This window comes from Deinococcus malanensis, assembly GCF_014647655.1.
Lineage (GTDB): Bacteria > Deinococcota > Deinococci > Deinococcales > Deinococcaceae > Deinococcus > Deinococcus malanensis.
In genome coordinates, this window is the sequence record NZ_BMPP01000033.1 from 1 (window position 1) to 17,498 (window position 17,498).

The window sequence follows — 17,498 nt, forward strand, 5'->3', positions numbered from 1 at the left end:
TGCGCTTGGCTGTACCCATTGGGTACCTTCGGCCTCGCGGCCTTCACAAATCTGGAGATCACCGGGGTGGTGATCCGCTTGTACCTCCCTGTCGGAAGGCCCTGTCATCGTCATTCAACACCAGATTTTCATGCGTCCCAGCGGGTCTCTCTCGAGGTTTTCCGCTCGCCCGATTTCTTGGGCGAAGGGAACTATATACCCTGCCCGTTCACCTGTCAACACCCGGCCTCATGGCTCGCAACGTTCACTAAGGAAACCGGTAAGAATCGCGTGCTACAGGGGCTTAAGGATGACCGTCTTCATTTCAGACCGGGTGACCCCTTATCTGTGTCATCTGTGTCACCACTCACACCCACCGCCTGAACCGGGACGCCGGGGTCGTGTACCTGCTCCGGGGCGCCGACACTTAGCGGGGCCGGCTGGTCAGAATCAGGAACCGCCAGACCAGAGCTACGGCGGCGAAGGTCAAACCCGCCGTCAGGCCAAACCACAGGCCCCTTCCGCCCAGTTCCAGCCCAAAAGCCAGCCAGGCACCCACTCCCAGTCCCAACACCCAGTAGGCCACCAGAGACACAAGCATAGGAGCGCGTGTGTCCTGCAGGCCTCGCAGAGCCCCGTTGGCTGTCACCTGGGCGCCGTCCACTGTCTGAAAGAGTGCAGCAATTCCCAGGAAGATGGTTGCCGCAGCTATGACGGACGCATTGGCAGGATTTCCCGTATCGAGAAAGACCCCAAGCACCAGCCGGGGCGCGGCCAGTTCCAGCACTGCAAAGCCCACCATCAGGACCCCCGACACGGCCAGTCCCAGCAGGCCGGCCCAGCGCGCCCGCTGCCACTCGCCAGCCCCGGCTGCCTGACCCACCCGTACACCTGTGGCTGAAGAGATCCCCAGCGGAATCATGAAGATCGCGGTGATGGCCTGCAGGGTCACGTTGTGCGCGGCGAGTACCTCTGGCCCGAAGCGCGCCATCAGGAGGGTGGTGACTGTAAACATGCCCCCCTCGGCACCCAGGGTCAGTCCGATGGGCCAGCCGAGCCGCAGCAGGGCGCCCACTTCCTGACGTACGCCCTGAACCGACACGGCGCCCGCAGCCTGACCCCAGGAGAGCGGCCACAACGCCAGGGCCATACCCCAGGTCGCCAGCACGCTGGTAACCGCCGCACCTGTGAGCCCCAGGCGCGGCAGTGGTCCCCAGCCATAGGCGAGCGCGGGGCTCACCAGGGCTGCAAAGCCGACCCCCAGCAGGCTGATTGCCGTGACCACCCTCGGTTTCCCGGTGCCCTCCAGTGTGCCGCGCAGGGCAATAAAGGCCAGATTGGGCAGCATTCCCAGCGCATAGATCTTCAGGTAGGTGGCCGCCAGATCCGCCCGGATGTCCGGTGGGGCGAACGCCGGCAACCGGGCCGCGACCAGCCACATGACGGGCAGGCAAACCAGTGTCAGCCCCATGGCCAGCCACAGCCCACCTTGCAGAGTCCGCCCGACCGCAGCGATGTCTCCTGCTCCGTGGGCCCGGGCGACCCGGGGCGCCACCGAGAACATGACCCCGATCAGCATGATGAAACCCAGGTAATAGATCGCGTTGGCATAAGCGGCAGCAGCCAACTCCGCCGTTCCCAGCCGACCGATCACAGCTGTGGCAATCAGGGCCAGCGCGTTCGCCGCGAACTGCGACACCACCACAGGCCCAGCCAGGGTCAGCAGAGCCCTCAGTTCGGTGCGGGGGCTGGCGGTCGCGGCGAGAGTCACCGCGCGATTGTAAGCGCCGGGCGGCCGGAACTCAGCGCCAGCGTTCGGGCAGGCCGTACAGGTGCCAGCGGGCATCCACCCGGCGCTGAATCTGTTCGTCCATCACGATCTTGGGTGGCCACTCGCGCACGAAACCTTCCTCCGGCAACTTGCGGGCACCGTCCCAGGCCAGCAGGGTGCCCTCCTGTGAAGTGACGAGTGCCGACACGTCACGCTCGGGGTCCACGTTGTTGAGAATGGTCCACCACACGTCGCCGAGGTCTCTGACATCCGTCTGCTCGTCGCAGATCAGCAGGTGACGGATGCCCACAGCCGCTGGATGTGCGGCAAAGGCTGCTGCCAGTTCCTGGGCCTGCCCGGCCCGGGTCTTGTTCAGGGCCACCAGCCAGTAGCCGTCCGGGGTCTGGCGCTGGGCGAGCACGCCTTCAAACTCGGGCAGGGTGGCCGAAACCTGGGGCGCAAACGATTCAGGACTCACATCCGCGGCCTGGGCATCGCGGCTGCTGACACCGCTCCCGATCTCCTCAGGACGCTTGGTGGTCGCATCAATGACCAGCTTGCCGCCGTATCCCCAGCCACGGCTGGAATGATCCAGCACATCAATGGGCCCGCGTGTGGTCAGCGTGTCGCGTCCGGGCACGGCCTTCCGGCTCACTTCACGCCATACGGCGTCCATGTCGTGCACGGCAACATGCTCGTCGACCACAACGATGACCTTGGCAAACATCATCTGCCCCAGGCCGAACAGACCGTTGGCCACCTTGTACGCCTGTCCTGGAAACTCCTTTTTGATGCTGACCACCACCAGGTTGTGGGCCACCCCGGCCGGCGGCATATGGTAGTCCACGATTTCCGGCAGAATCAGCTGAGCCGCCGGAAGAAACAGCCGCTCGGAGGCCTCGATCAGGTAGGCGTCCTCCATAGGTGGGCGGCCCACGATGGTCGCCGGGTACACCGGGTGCCGGCGCATGGTCACCGCCGTGACATGAAAGCGTGGGTACAGGTCCGGCAGCGTATAGAACCCGGTATGGTCCCCGAACGGCCCCTCGACCACCCAGTCCTCCTGCGGGTCCACATAGCCTTCCAGGATGAATTCCGCGTTGGCGGGCACGTCCAGGTCCACCGTGACGCCCTTGACCACCGGGTAGCGCTGGCCCCGCAGATATCCGGCCAGCGCGAATTCGTCGAGGCCGGGAATCGGCGGCAGGGGCGCGGTGGCCGCATAGATCAGCGCCGGGTCGCCGCCGATGGCCACCGCCACCGGCAACCTCTCCCCTTTCTTCTTTGCCTTCTCCAGATGCCGGGTTCCAGTCTTGTGCCGCTGCCAGTGCATGCCGGTGGTGTTTTTGCCCATGACCTGCATGCGGTACATGCCCATGTTGCGCTCGCCGGTCTCGGGATCCTTGGTGATGACCAGCGGCAGTGTGACGAACGGCCCACCATCCAGAGGCCAGCACTTCAGCACCGGAATGCGGGACAGGTCCACCTCGTCACCGCGCCAGACCACCTCCTGCACCGGGGCCGACCGTACCCGCCGTGGCGGCAGGTTCATGGCGTCGCGCAGCTTGGGAATGTTCCCCAGCATCCCCAGCATGCCGCCGCTGCCTTTGAGGTCAATCAGGTAACGGACCTTGGCCGCCAGGTCATTCAGGTCCTGAACGCCCAGGGCCAGGGCGGTGCGTTCACGGGTGCCCATCAGCCCCATCACGACCGGGAAGTCACTTCCTCGCACCTGCTCAAACACTACGGCCGGTCCGCCGTTTTTCACCAGCCGGTCGGCAATCTCCGTGATCTCCAGTTCGTTGGAGACCGGAACTGAAACCCGCAGCAGTTCGCCGCGCTGCTCCAGCAGACGCATGAAGGACTGAATGTCGGGAAAGGCCATGTCTGGAGTCTAGGGGGAGGCCGGCGGGGCAAGCGTACCCGGGAGGGCCGGCATGAACCCGAGGTGAAGCCCTGAACGACCGTCACTGACGATGAGCACATTGGCAAAGCTATACCTGACAGGGCCGACGGTAAGCTCAGGCCATGGCTTCTCCGATTGACCGCATGCGTGACGCCCTGCAGGCCACCGACCTCGACGGCTGGCTGGTGTATGACTTTCAGGGCCTCAACCTCCATGCCCGCCGGGTGCTGGACCTGCCGAAGGAGGCCTTCCTGACCCGGCGGTTTTTCGTCTGGGTTCCGCGTGAGGGTCAGGCCGTCGTGCTGCACAACCACATCGAGGGTGGCACCTGGGGGGACATTACGCGGGGCTGGGATGTCGAGCGGCGCCCTTTCGGTTCACACGCGGAGCTGGACGCGGCCCTCGCGGCTGTCGTCGGAGGCAGGCGTCTGGCCATGGAATACAGCCCGCGCGGCGCCGTGCCGTATGTCAGCCGGGTAGATGCCGGCACGCTGGAGCGGGTGCGGGCAGCCGGCGCCGCCGATGTGGTCACCAGCGCCGACCTGCTGCAGAGCTTTCTGCGCTGGACCGCCGAGGACCTTGCCGCACACCGGCGCGCCGTGGAGGTCCTGATGCAGGCCAAGGACGACGCCTTCCGCCTGATTCACGAGCGGCTGCAGGCTGGCGAGCCGGTCACCGAGGTCGATGCCCAGGGCGTGATCATGCGCCAGATCGAGGCCGCCGGGATGCAGGCCGGACACGCCGTGAATGTCAGCTTTGGCGTGAACGCCGCCGACAGCCACTACGAACCGGGAGGCAACAAGAACGCCACCCTGCAGGCCGGTGAATGCGTGCTGATCGACCTGTGGGCCCAGGAACCGGGGCGGCCCTTTGCCGACGTGACCTGGGTGGCCTTTGCAGGAGAGCCCCACGAGGAGTACCTGGACGCCTGGACCGCAGTAAGCAGAGCACGGGACGCCACACTGAACCTCCTTCAGGAACGCTTTGTGGCGCAAGGCTGGGGCCAGCTGCAGGGCTGGGAAGGCGACCGGGCCGCGCGCGACGCTATGGGACCAACCTGGGCACCTTACTTCCTGCACCGCACCGGGCACGACCTGGGCGTGCAGATTCACGGCGCCGGCGCCAACCTGGACGATTACGAGACGCGTGATACCCGCACACTGACTCCCGGGCTGGCAGTCACAGTGGAGCCGGGGACCTACCCCGCAGCCCGTGGTTTCGGGATTCGCAGCGAGGTAAATGTCTATCTTTCGCCCGAAGGGCCCGAGATCACCACCCATATCCAGCGCTCTCCCTTCGTCCTGGGCGGTACTCAGCCCTGGTCGGCAGTACGGGCGGCTGGATACGGCGAAGAGTAATCCCAAACCCTGCGTGAGTGTTCCCGAAAGCCAGCCGGCCCGACCTGCCCACCCCGGAGCAGGGCAGGCACGTTAGGCTGAAGGCTATGGCGAATCTCGGCTCCTCCACTGTCATGCTTACTGGCGCGGGCGGCGCCCTCGCCACCGCAATTGCCCAGGAACTTGAAGACGCCGGCGCACAGCTCGTGCTGGTCGGACGCGGCGAGGCCCTGGCCCGCGCCGCCGACCGCTTTCCGGCCACCGAGGTCATTGACGTGGACCTCGCGGACCCGGCCTGTGTCGAACAGCTGCGCCGGGTCAAGGTCGATACCCTGATCCATACCACCGGCGATTACGCCCAGCAGGACGCCCAGAAGGCCACTGACCAGGACCTGCGCGAGATGTTCGACTCCAACATGCTGACGCTGTTTCACGCGGTGCAGGGCGTGCTGCCCGGCATGATCAAGCAGAAAGACGGCCTGATCATGGGCGTCAGTGCCGGCCAGGCCGCACGCCTGAGTGGTCCCAAGGCCGCGCTGTACACCGCTAGCAAGGCTGCTGTGGCTGCCTACGTGCTGAGCGTGCACGACGAACTCAAGGCCAAAGGGGTGCGCGGCATCGTCCTATACCCCATGGGCGCCATCGATACGCCCGAGAACCGCGAAGCCGGACTCAAGTGGGAAGAGACCATCGATCCGCGCGGCCTAGCCAAGAGCGTCGCGCACGCCCTGACCAGACCGGACCGCGCCCACGTGACCGAGCTGAAGGTCTACCCCGACCACTGAGCCCGGTGCCGTCTGCTGCCCGCCCGCTCTGGCCCGGCGGGCCATCTGCTGTGGAGCCGCCAACGACCTGCTGCGCTGAAGACTGGTCTCTTCTTTTCTGTGGATTTCACAGCAAGGACGTGGCGCCCGCCAGCAGCACTCCGCGCCGGAAGGCCCAATCTGCGGTGTTCCGCCGACGGTCTTCCCGCCTTCTGTGCAGCCCCATGAAAGTTAACGGGGGCTGTCATGGCCAACGGTTGGGATCAGGGCCTGATGGGCAAGGCTTACCCGGCAGCGATTGCCCGCGCAAAGCTCCAGAAGGTCCGTGACGAACCTGGCAGACCGGCTGAGGCAGACTGGACTACAGTGCAACACCAACCCACTTCCGCAACGGCTGCCCGGCAGCTTCCCATGGTTCTCCTGCAGGCACATGCCGTGCCTGGTGTCCTTCACCCATGACCTATACCCGAGTCCAGATCCAGAACCGTTCCTATGACTTCCTGCACCAGAACCATGGCCGGCAGGGCTTTGAGCTGATCCTGTTTGTGCCCCCCGTGCGTGGCCTGAGCACCTTGCTGCGCCCTCCCCCCCGTGAAGAGGTCGCCCGCCTGACCGTGCACGCTCCTAATGCCGACGAACTGCTGGTCAATGCGCTGGGCTTCGGCTACGCGCGCATAAGAGTGCGGGTGCGTCATGCCCACCGCGCTCAGGGTGTGGGCAGTTGGCTTCTGGAACAGGGATTCCAGGAAGCCCGTACGCTGAAGCTGGGGCTTGCGGGCGAGTTGCAGGCCCTGCAGCTGGAGCGGGCGCGGGCTTTTTATGTACACCATGGCGCCCGCGTCGTGCCCCGTGCCCTGCATCCCGACCACCCCTGGCTGGTCTGGGACGCGGCGGATCTTCAGCGGCGGGGCTAGAACCTCAGCCTTTCAGGCCACCTGCCAGGCGCTCGAGCAGGGCCACCCCGAAGGCCACGCCCTTCTCGAAGTCCGCCCGGCGGATGTTCTCATTGGGGGCATGGACCCGGCCGCCGATATTGCCAATGCCCAGAGCAACGCACGGCAATCCGCCCAGCGCGTCCATGAAGGGGTGCATGGGTCCGCTTCCCCCACTGCTGGGGTTCACGATGGGCTCGTGGCCGTGTGCCTCGCGGGCTGCTTCCAGACAGGCCCGCACGAAGGGATGGCCTGCATCTGCCCGCGCGGGGTGCTGATGGGCTTCAAGTTCCACGATCTGTATGTCACTCAGGTCCTGGGCATCCAGGTGAGCCCTGAGCAGTTGCAGTACCCGTTCCGGCGTCTGACCCGGCACCAGCCGGAAATCCAGCTTCACGAATCCGTGCGCCGGGAGAACCGTCTTGCTCCCCTCGCCCTGGTAGCCGCCACCCCAGCCGTTGACGTTCAGCACCGGCGCCAGATTCAGGCGGCGGTGGTACTCGCCCGGAGCCGCCAGGGGCCGGGTGATTCCATAGGTGGCCAGGGTCGTCTCGCCCTGACCGGGAACCGCCGCGATGGCCGCCTCGTCTGCTGGCGACACTGGCGTGAGGTCGTCCAGGAACCCGGAAATGGTCACGCGTCCGGTGTCGTCGCGCAGGCTGGCCACCGCGCGCGCGAGGCGGTACAGCGGGTTGTCCACCACCGCCCCCAGGCTGCTGTGCAGGTCGCTGTCCGCCACCTGGGCACGCAGTTCCAGGCACATCACGCCCTTGAGGCCCAGAAAGGCGACCGGGCGGCCATCGTCACTGATGCTGCCAAATTCCCACCAGCAGCCGTCGGCCTGCAGTGAAGCGGCCTGCTCGCGGACCACGCGTTCCAGGCTGGGGCTGCCGACCTCCTCCTCTCCCTCGATCAGCCAGCGGACCCGGACCGGCAGCTGCCCCCCGTGGCGGGCTTTGACGGCGCGCACGGCGGCCAGGCGCGAGGCGAATTCGCCCTTGTCATCCGAGGCGCCGCGGCCGTAGAGCCGCCCATCGCGCTCGGTCAGCTCGAACGGCGGGGTGTTCCACAGGTCCAGGGGATCTTCTGGCTGCACGTCGTAGTGGTTGTAGATCAGCAACGTGGCCGCGGCGTCCGCCGGGCCAGCCTCGGCAATCAGCACCGGCGCCACGTCGCCCGGCACCTCGCGCACCGTGAAGCCTTCGGCTTCCAGCAGGCCGGTGACGAAGGCAGCGGTCTCGGGCAGCATCCGGCCCTGGGCAGAGACGCTCTGGAGCGCCACCAGGGCACGCAGGTCCGAAAGGCCCCGCTCGATGTGAAACGACAGGTCAGCTTGGGTCATGCTCTCCAGCGTACGGGACACATGACGTCACCACCAGCCGGTGACCGGGGCGCCGCACCACCCAGCCGGGTTCAGAACTACGTCTGACCAAGCCGGTGTTGTGCGTCAGGGCCTGAATGGCCCCGCTACACTTCAGCGGCGGAAATCGTGTGGATGGCTCCGGTGCCAGTTCCAGGACGTCTGCACGATTTCCTGCAGGTCAGTAAAACGCGGCTTGAACCCCAGGTCCTTCACGATGCGCGTGGCGTCGGCCACCAGCCGGGGCGGATCGCCGGCGCGGCGCGGCGCCAGTTCGCGCTTGAGGGGCGTGCCGGTCAAGGCGTCCACCGCGTCGAGCACCTCGCGCACGCTGAAACCGTGGCCCAGGCCAACGTTGTAGGTCGCGGCCTGCGTCTGGCCGCTGTGCAGCGCCTCGACTGCCAGCACATGGGCGTCGGCCAGGTCCTGCACGTGAACGTAGTCGCGGATACAGGTGCCGTCGGGGGTGGGGTAGTCGTCCCCGAAGATCATCATCTTCTCGCGCTGGCCCAGGGCAGTCAACGCGGCCAGCTCGATCAGGTGGGTCTTGTTGGCATGCGCCTCGCCGATGTCACCCTCCGGCGCGGCTCCACACACGTTGAAGTAGCGCAGGATCACGTATGGCAGGCCATGCGCGGTGTGAAAGGCGTGGATCATGCGCTCGGTCATCAGCTTGGTCTCGCCGTAGACACTCTCGGGCTGCATGGCGGCGTTTTCGGGAATCGGGACCGCGTCGGTCGTGCCGTACACGGCGGCCGTAGACGAGAACACCAGCGGAATCTTGCGCGTCTCCACGATGGCCTGTAACAGATTCAGGCTGCCCACCACGTTGTTGCGGTAGTAGCGTGCCGGAGCGCGCATGCTCTCGCCCACCTCGATCAGGGCCGCAAAGTGAATCACCGCGTCCGGCTCGTGGGCCTGCAGGGTGCCCCTGACGCCCTCGGCGTCCAACAGGTCCTGCTGCACCAGCGTCACGTCCCCGGGTAGGGCCTCCCGGTGACCGCTGGACAGGTTGTCCAGCACGACAACCTCATGTCCGCTCCGACGCAGCTGCCGGACCGTATGCGAACCGATGTACCCTGCTCCACCCACCACCAGAAGTTTCATGCTGCCCAGGGTACGGCACCCTGCCTGCCATTGACCCTTGCCTGGCTCTTCAGGTTTGAACGCCGCCTTTGACGCTCCGGGTCCGGGAAGGCCCGGGAGCGGCGGTCGTGCCCCGCAGAATCAGACGGGTCGGCAGGGTCATATCGGCCGGACGGTCACCCCGCAGCAGTGCCAGTACAGCCTGCCCCACCTGCTCTCCCTTGTCTCCGGTGGGCTGCCACACGGTCGTGAGGTCCAGGGAGGCGCTGCTGGGCAGATCGTCAAAACCGATTACGCTGAGGTCTGCCGGAACCGTCCGTCCCAACTGGCGGGCCGCATGCAGGGCGCCCTGGGCCAGCACATCGCTCATGCACAGCAGCGCCGTGACCTCCGCCCGGGCGCGCAGCAGGTCCAGGGTGCGGCGCTCGCCTTCTTCTGGGGTGTTCTGGGCGGTCGCCACCGGGAAGAGAGTGGCCCGCGGCGCACCCTGCCGGTACCCACGCAGGCGCTCGGTGGTGGTGCGGTACTCCTCCTGCGGCATGAGCCCTGGACTTGTCCCAGGCGGGTTCAACCCCAGGCACAGCACTCCTATCTGCGTGTGCCCCAGAGTGGCCAGATGAGCGGCGGCGGCCTGGGCCCCCAGCGCGTCCTCGATCCCGACCAGGACAGAGTCCCCGGCAGAGTGCTGGTCCACCAGCACCGTGGGCAGCTGGCGGCTCAGTACCGCGCTCAACAGTTCACTGCCCTGGGCAGCGCAGTACACGATAAATCCATCCACACTGGCGGTATGAACCGGCTGCGGTCCATGTGGACATGCCAGCAGCAGCAGGTTCAGCCCCTGGGCCTGGATGGTGTGGGCGACACTCCCCAGAAACAACGCGGCGGCCGGGTCAGCGAAGGCGTAATCCAGAGGCGCGTCATAGACCACCCCGATCACGCCGGTCCGGCCACGCCGCAGGCTGCGCGCCAGAGGATCAGGACCGTTGTAGCCAAGCTCCCGCGCGGCCTTGAGGATCCGCTCGCGCAGCTCTGGAGACAGCTGGTCCGGGCGGTTGTAGGCGTTGCTGACTGTAGCGACCGAGACCCCCAGGTGCCGGGCCACATCCTTGAGGGTGACCCGGCCACTGCCGGCAGACCCCGGGCCCGGACCGGAGCCAGCGGGAGGTATAGCAGGCGGCATGCCGGAATGCTAGCGTACAGAGAGCTGATCTGAAACGTTTCAGATCAATCCTCCCTTCTGCCCGAGGTTCCCTGCTGTGTCTGCCGTTCCCCTGCCTGATCCTGCCCGCGCCGAGCGGGCCCGCCGCGCCGTGAGCGCCATTTTTCTGATCAACGGGGTGCTGTTCGCGACCTGGGCCGTCAATATTCCCGGCATCCGCGATCAGCTGAGCCTGACCGAAGCGCAGCTTGGAATCGCCCTGCTGGCCGTGGGTCTGGGCAGCCTGGCCAGCATGCCGCTCACAGGCGGCTGGACCGCGCGCTGGGGCAGTCACCGCGTCACTGCCGTTATGGCTGTGGCCTGCATGCTGTCGCTGGCCCTGCCTTTCCTGACGCCCAGCCTCCTGGCGCTCTCAGTGGCGCTGCTGGTGCTGGGGGCGATCAACGGCAGCCTGGACGTGGCCATGAACGCTCAGGGCGTCACAGTCGAGCGCCGCCTGAGCCGTCCCATCATGAGCCGGCTGCATGCCTATTTCAGCCTGGGTGGGGTTCTGGGCGCTGCGCTGGGGACCGCGCTGGTGGGGCGTGTGCCCATGCTCACCCATGTGTTGCTGGTCGTGATCCTGACCACCATAACTGCTTTCTTTTCCGGCCGAGTGCTGCTGCCCGACAGGATCGAGCCAGAGGCTCGGGAGCCGGGTTCTGCCCCACGCTCCGCTGCCGGCCTGAGCCCGGCCGTGCTGCTGCTGGGCAGCCTGTGCTTCCTGGGCATGTTTGCCGAGGGCGCCAACTACGACTGGGCGGCGCTGTATTTCCGGGATGTGCTGGAGGTCCAGGGCGGAGCCACCGGGCTCGGCTATGCGGCGTTCGTGACGGCCATGACCCTGGGCCGCTGGTTTGGCGACCGCCTTCGCGCCCGACTGGGGGACGAGGCCACTGTCCGCGGAGGTTCGCTGATTGCGGCTGCCGGGCTGGGTCTGGCGCTGCTGGCCCGCGATCCACTGCTGGCCACGCTGGGTTTCGCACTCTCGGGGCTGGGGCTCAGCAATGTGGTGCCGGTCATGTACGGCACGGCCGGGCATGCGCTGGCCGGACGCGGTATCGCGCAGGTGGCGACCATCGGATATGGGGGATTTCTGCTGGGCCCGCCCGTCATTGGCTTCGTGGCGCACGAGATCGGCCTGTCCGGTGCCCTTGGCTTGGCGCTGGCAGGGGCGGCCCTGGTGGCCCTGCTGGGAGGGCAGGCCTTTGCCCTGGTGCGGTCCAGGGCCGCGCAGCCTCTGGATGCCTGATGCCGTTGTCCGAGAAAGACCGCTAGAAAGACAGGTGGCTGAGAGCCTTGTACTCAGGACTGCCTGACTATGAACCCCCTGGTACCCGGCGAACCGGCAGGCTGACCCAGCCGCGCCGCGAGAGCCAGCGCAGGGCCACCACCGTCAGGGCGCCGCCCAGTTGGGCCTGAAACGAGGTGACGTGCTGATGCAGCAGCACCACCACCAGGGCGCCTGCAGCTGCAGCCGTGGCATACAGCTGGTCACGGCGGTACATCACCTCCGGCACCTCGTTGGCAATCAGGTCCCGCACGATCCCGCCGCCTACTCCGCTGAGCATGCCGGCAAACACCACGCCCAGCGGCCCCAGCCCGAAGTTGATGGCCCCCACTGCCCCCGAAGCCGCAAACAGAGCCAGCCCGATGGTGTCGAACAGGCTCAGGGTCCGCTCAAAGCGTGCCAGCCGCTCTCCGAAGGCAAAGCCCAGCCCGGCCCCCAGCAGCGCCATCCACAGGTAGGTCTCGTCACGCAGGAACAGTGGCGGTGTCTGTCCGGTCAGCGTGTCGCGAATGGCCCCGCCGCCTACTGCCGTCACGCACCCCAGCACCACGACCCCGAACAGGTCAAAGCGCTTGCGCACGCCCAGCAGGGCCCCCGACATGGCAAAGGCCAGCACCCCGATCAGGTCCAGCCAGTGCAGGCCCCGCTCCAGGCTCACGGGAGGCAGCAGTTCATGCATGCAGTTGCGTTCCCAAACCTGCCTGATCCACCGGTGGCGTTGCCGTCATGAACTCACGATAAACGGCAGCCAGACGGCACACCGGGAGGGTCTCCGGACAGCTCCCTCCTGGATTCCGCTTGCACTGTCGGGTGTGCTATACTCCCCGCTGTTGTCTCGCCCTGGTGGGCCGAGTCGCCCCAGCGAGAAGATGCCCCGGCGGGACACGCCGAGTGGCCCCAGGAGAAAGAAAATGGCCAAGCACCCTGTTCCCAAGAAGAAGACCAGCAAGAGCAAGCGCGACATGCGCCGCAGCCACCACGCCCTCACCGTTCCTGCCATGAACGACTGCCCCCAGTGCCACGGCAAGAAACTCAGCCACCACATCTGCCCCAATTGCGGCTACTACGACGGCCGTCAGGTGCTTGCAGTCTAAGCTCCACCAGCAGTGAGAAAGCCCCCGTGCATGGGGGCTTTTTTACTTGCTCCCGTAGGCGTCGTCCCCCTCCCCGCCTCTGGCTGTTCGGTCCTATCAACAGCGTGACCCGGCGCCGCCTTTCTCTCCAGCGGGTTCGTTCTGACAGCCTCGCCGTCAGTTCAGCTGCGGCGTGCCAGGATGGCAGGCGTGTTTCAAGCCCTGACCACTGTTCTGCTCCCGGTATTTCTGGTGGCAGGGCTGGGAGCGTTGCTGGCCTCCCGGTTTCCGATTGACCAGACCACCATCGCGCGCGTAACGCTGTATCTGCTGTCTCCAGCCCTGGTGCTGGACGTGATCCTGCGTACACCCATCCGGGCAGCTGAGGCTGTACAACTGGGTGCCGCCTATCTGCTGACGCTGGGGGGCTGTCTGCTGCTGGGCTGGGTCCTGGGCCTGGGCAAGGCGGACAGCCTGCGCCGCAGCCTGAGTGCCAGCGTCGGCATCTGGAACAGTGGCAACATGGGCCTCCCGATTGCGCTTTTCGCCTTTGGACAGGCTGGCTTCGAGCGGGCGACCGTGCTGTTTCTCGCCTCGTTTATTGGGATGTACGCCGTGGCGCCGGCCATTTATACCCTGGGGCGCCCTGGGGCCGGGGCACGGCAGACCCTGCGTGATCTGCTGCGGCTGCCCGCCGTCTGGGTCACAGGGGTGGCCCTCGTTCTGCGCGGGCTGCATATCACCCTCCCGGAGGGAATCACCCGTGGGGTCGAGCTGCTGGCACAGGCCACGCTGCCGATGGTGCTGCTGTCGCTGGGGCTGCAACTGGGCGCCGGTGGCTGGCCTCCCCTGACCCGGCGCATCTGGCTGGCCAGCGCCGCCCGCCTCGTGGGAGGCCCCCTGATCGCGCTGGCCAGCGGCGCCGCCGTGGGGCTGCATGGACCGGGGCTGGCCGTCCTGGTGCTGTCGGCCAGCATGCCCACAGCCGTCAACGCCCTGCTGCTGGCCCGGGAGTATGAGGCCGACACCGACACTGTCGCAGGGGTCGTGCTGCTGAGCACCCTGGGCAGTGTGGTGACCGTGGCGGCAGTCGTGACGCTGTTGCCTCGGCTGGGTTAATTCGTTCCATGCTGCAAGAACGGTGTATCGTCTTGACGAATAGCGCATAAGGCGCTATTTTGTATTCATCACCGCCCGAGAGGCGGCTTTTTTATTGTCTGTGCTGCTGGAGCTGCTTGGTAGCCAGCTTCATGTGGCCCATCAGGGGCCCACATAGCGTGCCCGCGGCCGAATCATCTGCCCGCTGCGGAAGCTTTCAAGAATATGCGCCAGCCAGCCGGCGGCGCGGGCCAGGGCAAACAGCGTCAGGGTGTCCCCTGCATCACGCCTCAACGCATGAATCAATGTCGCCAGGGCGAGGTCCACGTTGGCGGTCATCCCGGTGTCCTGCCGCACAGTCTCCTGCAGGGTCAGGGCCATCTCTACTGCGGGTGCTGCAGCGTGAGACTGCTGAAGCGCGGCCATCAGGGCCCCGCCCCTGGGATCCCCAGCGGGATACAACGGGTGGCCAAAGCCTGCCAGTCCTGGAGACCGGCGGGCCCCGTCCCGGAGTGCGGCCTGGGGTCCACGTCGCAGGGCGTGGTCCAGTAACTCGTAGGCGTCCAGCGCGGCCAGACCATGCGCCGGGCCCTGCAGCGCACAGAGGGCTGCCAGGGTCGCGTGGTGCAGGCTGGCCCCGCCGCTGGCGGCCACCCGGCCGGTAAAGGTGCTCACATTGAGTTCGTGGTCAGCCAGCAGTACCAGGGCACGTCGCAGAAGCCCTGAGCTTTCAGGAACGCCCCAGGCGCGCGACAACCGGGCGTGGAGTGGCAAGTCAGGAGCTGGCGGCAAGCCTTCGTGCCGTTCCAGGGTGGCGTACAGCAGATTCAGAACCCGGGCGGCCTGGGCAGGCAGGGCTTCGGGCCGGGTGTCCAGGGCCGTAATGTCATGCGCTCCTGCATGGGTCAAGGCATAGCCAAATGCCTCTACAGGCACAGCCGCAGGAGGATGGGTGCTGAGATTGAGCCGGGCACGCAGTGGCAACTGCACCCAGCCCTGCCGGTCCCCCGTCCAGAGCAGCGCGGCGACCTCCTCGACCGTGGCGTCCTCCGACAGGATCAGTGCGTCCAGACCGCAGTAAACCAGATGGCCTTCGGTGATTTGCGTCAGGGCACTCTCCAGTACCGGAGAGCCCCAGTGCAGGGCGCCGTCAACGGCTTCCTGGACAGCACCTTGCATGGCCCGGGCCAGGTCCCGCCGGCTGAGTTGCCGCGCCGCCAACGCCTGGACATCCCTGGCGTGATACCGGCGCTGTCGCGTTCCCCCGGGGCCCGGTTCACTGCGGATAAGTCCCCGCGAAACATAGGCGTAAAGCGTTGCCGGCTTGACCCCAAGAAGGGCGGCAGCCTCAGAGGTACTGAGTGTCCCGTCAGCCGATCTTGTATCCTTCATGCCTCTTCAGGCTAACATTGATTCTGAAATCAAGATTGACGACATTGATTAGCGGGTCTACCGTTCAGACATGACGCCTGTTGCTGACGTGCCTGAAGCAGAATTGTTCCGCGCGGCCTTTCCCGAAAGCCAGTTCCCACAGGTCCAATGGAACGAGGGCAGGCGTCCCGGCGCCCTGCCCGTGCAAGCCTGGTGTACGGAGACGACGCACCGCGACGGTCAGCAGGGAGGCCTGCCGCTGACAGCAGACACCGGCCTGCAGCTGTATGACCTGATGGGCCAGTTTACCGGGGGCAGCGGCGCCCTGCGGCAGGCTGAGTTCTTCGTGTACCGGGCCGCTGACCGCGCCATGCTTCAGGGTGCCCTGGAGCGCTGGCATGATGGTCACCCGGTGGAACCGACCACCTGGATCCGCGCGACCCGAAAAGACGCAGCGCTGGTCGCTGCACTCGGAGTGCGCGAGACAGGCATGCTGGCCAGTGCCAGCGATTACCACACTTTCCATAAGTTCACGCCCGGAGGACGGTCTCAGGCCGCCCGCACCTATCTCGATGCAGTTCAGGCAGTGCTGGATGCGGGTCTGCGTCCACGACTGCATCTGGAAGATGCCACGCGCGCTCCTCGTGATTTCGTGCTGCCCTTCGTGGCAGAAGTTCAGCAGCTGGCCGCCTCCTATCCTGCCTCTCAGTCCCCTAAATTCCGGCTGTGCGACACCATGGGCGTCGGGCTCCCGCTGGAGGAGGTGTCGTGGCCGCGCAGCGTTCCGCGCCTCGTTCGCGCCCTTCTGGAAGCTGGCGTGCCGGGCGAGCACCTTGAATTCCATCCCCACAACGACACCCATCTGGTGGTGGCCAACTCGCTGGCCGCCGTGCTTGCCGGCTGCGCGGTGATTAACGGCACCCTGCTTGGCAAGGGGGAACGAACCGGGAACGCCCCTCTGGAAGGGGTGCTCCTGCACCTGATCGGACTGGGGCTTACGGAGGCTCCAGACTTCACGACACTCAACGGCCTTGCCGACCTCTACGCAGACCTGGACCAGGCACTCCCTGCCAAATACCCTTTGTTCGGACGCGATGCCCACCGTACCCGCGCAGGAATTCACGCCGATGGACTGAACAAATTCTGGCCGATGTACGCCCCCTTCGATGTTCCCAGACTCCTGGGCCGGCCCCTGGAGCTTTCGCTGACTCAGGACAGCGGGCTGGCTGGGTTGATTTTCCTGATCAAGACCCATACCGGACATGAACTGAGTAAGGACCATCCTGGCCTGCGTGCGCTTCACGCCGCGCTGCAAGAGGAATTTGCGGCAGGTCGCCAGACGGCTGTGGAGTGGGAGGAGATTGCTGAACGTGCGCTGAAGCTAAGGGGGCAGGAAGCAGTGGTAGCCTCCGAGCCATGAACCCCGAGTCCTACCGTGTGCAGGCAGGGAGAAAGGTCAGCCTGTCGAACTGGTCTACGAATGATCACGCTGGCCTGACCAAGGAAGGCAGCCAGGTCCTGATGGCTCCTCTTCTGGAAGAACTGGCAGAGTGGCAGGAGCGCCTCTATGCCGAAAGCCAGCAGGCCCTGCTTATCGTCTTGCAGGCACGTGACGCGGGTGGTAAGGACGGTGTGGTCAAAAAGGTGATCGGCGCTTTTAATCCCAATGGCGTCCGGATCTCCAATTTCAAGATTCCAAGCGAGGAAGAGCGTGCCCACGACTTCCTGTGGCGTATTCATGCCCAGGCACCCCGACAAGGCATGATCGGGGTGTTTAATCGCAGCCACTACGAGGACGCTCTGGTGACTCGCGTTTATAATCTCATTGATGTAGCCACGGCTGAGCAGCGACTCAAGCACATTCGTCATTTCGAGGAGATGCTCAGCAGCAGCGGCACAAGAATCCTGAAGTTCTACCTGCACATCAGCCGGGACGAGCAGAAGAGGCGGCTGCAGGCGCGCCTGGATGTCCCGGAGAAAAACTGGAAGTTCAACCCTGGTGACCTCAAGGACCGTGAACACTGGGAACAGTTCACCGAAGCTTATGAGGCTGCGCTTGGTACCAGCACGGAGCAGGCACCCTGGTTCGTTATTCCGGCAGACCGGAAATGGTTCCGGGACCTTCTGATCAGCACCATTATTCTGGAAACGTTGAAAGCCATGAATCCTCAGTATCCGTCGATCACGTACGATCCCCGGACGATTCATATTCAGTAATACCTATAAAAAAAGCCCCCTCTTTCGAGGGGACTAATGAAATGGAGCGGGAGACGAGATTCGAACTCGCGACATCTACCTTGGCAAGGTAGTGCTCTACCAGCTGAGCTACTCC

At 65.7% G+C, this 17,498-nt stretch carries 15 protein-coding genes; 8 read left to right on the forward strand and 7 right to left on the reverse strand.

Translation table 11 applies throughout. The features are described 5' to 3' along the window. Positions 1-406 precede the first annotated feature (406 nt). Together IEY49_RS20030 and IEY49_RS20035 are read right to left on the reverse strand one after the other, a co-directional pair. Positions 407-1,750, reverse strand: a complete 1,344-nt coding sequence (locus IEY49_RS20030) for an MATE family efflux transporter (RefSeq protein WP_189012019.1) — start codon at positions 1,748-1,750, stop codon at positions 407-409. A gap of 31 nt (positions 1,751-1,781) precedes the next feature. Beyond that, positions 1,782-3,635, reverse strand: coding sequence for a menaquinone biosynthesis decarboxylase (locus IEY49_RS20035; protein WP_189012021.1), 1,854 nt, complete (start codon positions 3,633-3,635; stop codon positions 1,782-1,784). A 143-nt stretch (positions 3,636-3,778) separates the two neighbouring features. Between IEY49_RS20035 and IEY49_RS20040 the strand changes: the two genes are divergently transcribed. From IEY49_RS20040 to IEY49_RS20050, 3 genes are all read left to right on the forward strand, one after another. Next, a complete protein-coding gene (locus IEY49_RS20040) occupies positions 3,779-5,014 on the forward strand; it encodes a M24 family metallopeptidase (protein WP_189012023.1) in 1,236 nt (411 codons plus the stop codon). 86 nt (positions 5,015-5,100) lie between these two features. Continuing rightward, on the forward strand, positions 5,101-5,778 hold the full coding sequence (locus IEY49_RS20045; protein ID WP_189012025.1) for an SDR family oxidoreductase: 678 nt from the start codon (positions 5,101-5,103) through the stop codon (positions 5,776-5,778). Positions 5,779-6,212: 434 nt separating this feature from the next. Further along, on the forward strand, positions 6,213-6,671 hold the full coding sequence (locus IEY49_RS20050) for a GNAT family N-acetyltransferase (RefSeq protein ID WP_189012027.1): 459 nt from the start codon (positions 6,213-6,215) through the stop codon (positions 6,669-6,671). A 4-nt stretch (positions 6,672-6,675) separates the two neighbouring features. Here IEY49_RS20050 and IEY49_RS20055 read toward each other — a convergent pair whose 3' ends face one another. The 3 genes from IEY49_RS20055 to IEY49_RS20065 all read right to left on the reverse strand — a co-directional run bounded on the left by IEY49_RS20055 (position 6,676) and on the right by IEY49_RS20065 (position 10,315). Then, entirely contained in the window at positions 6,676-8,031 is a 1,356-nt protein-coding gene (locus IEY49_RS20055) for a M20/M25/M40 family metallo-hydrolase (RefSeq protein WP_189012029.1), read from the reverse strand. Between the two features lie 132 nt (positions 8,032-8,163). Further along, positions 8,164-9,156: a UDP-glucose 4-epimerase GalE gene (gene galE / locus IEY49_RS20060; RefSeq protein ID WP_189012031.1), complete on the reverse strand. Its 993-nt coding sequence runs from the start codon at positions 9,154-9,156 to the stop codon at positions 8,164-8,166. Between the two features lie 49 nt (positions 9,157-9,205). Next, the gene (locus IEY49_RS20065; protein WP_189012033.1) at positions 9,206-10,315 is read right to left on the reverse strand and encodes a LacI family DNA-binding transcriptional regulator; all 1,110 of its coding nucleotides are present in this window, start codon (positions 10,313-10,315) and stop codon (positions 9,206-9,208) included. Between the two features lie 76 nt (positions 10,316-10,391). On the opposite strand from IEY49_RS20065, the gene IEY49_RS20070 reads away from it, so the two are divergent. Continuing rightward, positions 10,392-11,585, forward strand: a complete 1,194-nt coding sequence (locus tag IEY49_RS20070; protein ID WP_229780944.1) for an MFS transporter — start codon at positions 10,392-10,394, stop codon at positions 11,583-11,585. 67 nt (positions 11,586-11,652) lie between these two features. Here the strand turns inward: IEY49_RS20070 and IEY49_RS20075 are convergent, their stop codons facing one another. Beyond that, positions 11,653-12,303, reverse strand: a complete 651-nt coding sequence (locus tag IEY49_RS20075) for a trimeric intracellular cation channel family protein (RefSeq protein WP_189012035.1) — start codon at positions 12,301-12,303, stop codon at positions 11,653-11,655. A gap of 232 nt (positions 12,304-12,535) precedes the next feature. Here IEY49_RS20075 and rpmF point away from each other — a divergent pair, with 232 nt between their 5' ends. Together rpmF and IEY49_RS20085 are read left to right on the forward strand one after the other, a co-directional pair. Continuing rightward, a complete protein-coding gene (gene rpmF, locus IEY49_RS20080; RefSeq protein WP_012692062.1) occupies positions 12,536-12,718 on the forward strand; it encodes a 50S ribosomal protein L32 in 183 nt (60 codons plus the stop codon). A 180-nt stretch (positions 12,719-12,898) separates the two neighbouring features. Next, positions 12,899-13,816, forward strand: a complete 918-nt coding sequence (locus IEY49_RS20085) for an AEC family transporter (protein ID WP_189012036.1) — start codon at positions 12,899-12,901, stop codon at positions 13,814-13,816. A gap of 141 nt (positions 13,817-13,957) precedes the next feature. Here the strand turns inward: IEY49_RS20085 and IEY49_RS20090 are convergent, their stop codons facing one another. Continuing rightward, positions 13,958-15,187: a citrate synthase family protein gene (locus IEY49_RS20090; protein WP_189012037.1), complete on the reverse strand. Its 1,230-nt coding sequence runs from the start codon at positions 15,185-15,187 to the stop codon at positions 13,958-13,960. Between the two features lie 70 nt (positions 15,188-15,257). Between IEY49_RS20090 and IEY49_RS20095 the strand changes: the two genes are divergently transcribed. After that, on the forward strand, positions 15,258-16,586 hold the full coding sequence (locus tag IEY49_RS20095; protein WP_189012038.1) for a hydroxymethylglutaryl-CoA lyase-like TIM-barrel protein: 1,329 nt from the start codon (positions 15,258-15,260) through the stop codon (positions 16,584-16,586). After that, the gene (locus IEY49_RS20100; protein ID WP_189012039.1) at positions 16,583-17,383 is read left to right on the forward strand and encodes a polyphosphate kinase 2 family protein; all 801 of its coding nucleotides are present in this window, start codon (positions 16,583-16,585) and stop codon (positions 17,381-17,383) included. Before IEY49_RS20095 ends, IEY49_RS20100 begins: the two co-directional genes overlap by 4 nt. Positions 17,384-17,498: the final 115 nt, after the last annotated feature.

Bases quoted from the DNA above. Each gene is read 5' to 3' on its own strand.
- IEY49_RS20035 (WP_189012021.1), bottom strand. From the start codon at position 3,635: ATGGCCTTTCCCGACATTCAGTCCTTCATGCGTCTGCTGGAGCAGCGC.
- IEY49_RS20040 (WP_189012023.1), top strand. From the start codon at position 3,779: ATGGCTTCTCCGATTGACCGCATGCGTGACGCCCTGCAGGCCACCGAC.
- IEY49_RS20045 (WP_189012025.1), top strand. From the start codon at position 5,101: ATGGCGAATCTCGGCTCCTCCACTGTCATGCTTACTGGCGCGGGCGGC.
- IEY49_RS20050 (WP_189012027.1), top strand. From the start codon at position 6,213: ATGACCTATACCCGAGTCCAGATCCAGAACCGTTCCTATGACTTCCTG.
- IEY49_RS20055 (WP_189012029.1), bottom strand. From the start codon at position 8,031: ATGACCCAAGCTGACCTGTCGTTTCACATCGAGCGGGGCCTTTCGGAC.
- galE (WP_189012031.1), bottom strand. From the start codon at position 9,156: ATGAAACTTCTGGTGGTGGGTGGAGCAGGGTACATCGGTTCGCATACG.
- IEY49_RS20065 (WP_189012033.1), bottom strand. From the start codon at position 10,315: ATGCCGCCTGCTATACCTCCCGCTGGCTCCGGTCCGGGCCCGGGGTCT.
- IEY49_RS20075 (WP_189012035.1), bottom strand. From the start codon at position 12,303: ATGCATGAACTGCTGCCTCCCGTGAGCCTGGAGCGGGGCCTGCACTGG.
- rpmF (WP_012692062.1), top strand. From the start codon at position 12,536: ATGGCCAAGCACCCTGTTCCCAAGAAGAAGACCAGCAAGAGCAAGCGC.
- IEY49_RS20085 (WP_189012036.1), top strand. From the start codon at position 12,899: ATGGCAGGCGTGTTTCAAGCCCTGACCACTGTTCTGCTCCCGGTATTT.
- IEY49_RS20090 (WP_189012037.1), bottom strand. From the start codon at position 15,187: ATGAAGGATACAAGATCGGCTGACGGGACACTCAGTACCTCTGAGGCT.
- IEY49_RS20095 (WP_189012038.1), top strand. From the start codon at position 15,258: ATGACGCCTGTTGCTGACGTGCCTGAAGCAGAATTGTTCCGCGCGGCC.
- IEY49_RS20100 (WP_189012039.1), top strand. From the start codon at position 16,583: ATGAACCCCGAGTCCTACCGTGTGCAGGCAGGGAGAAAGGTCAGCCTG.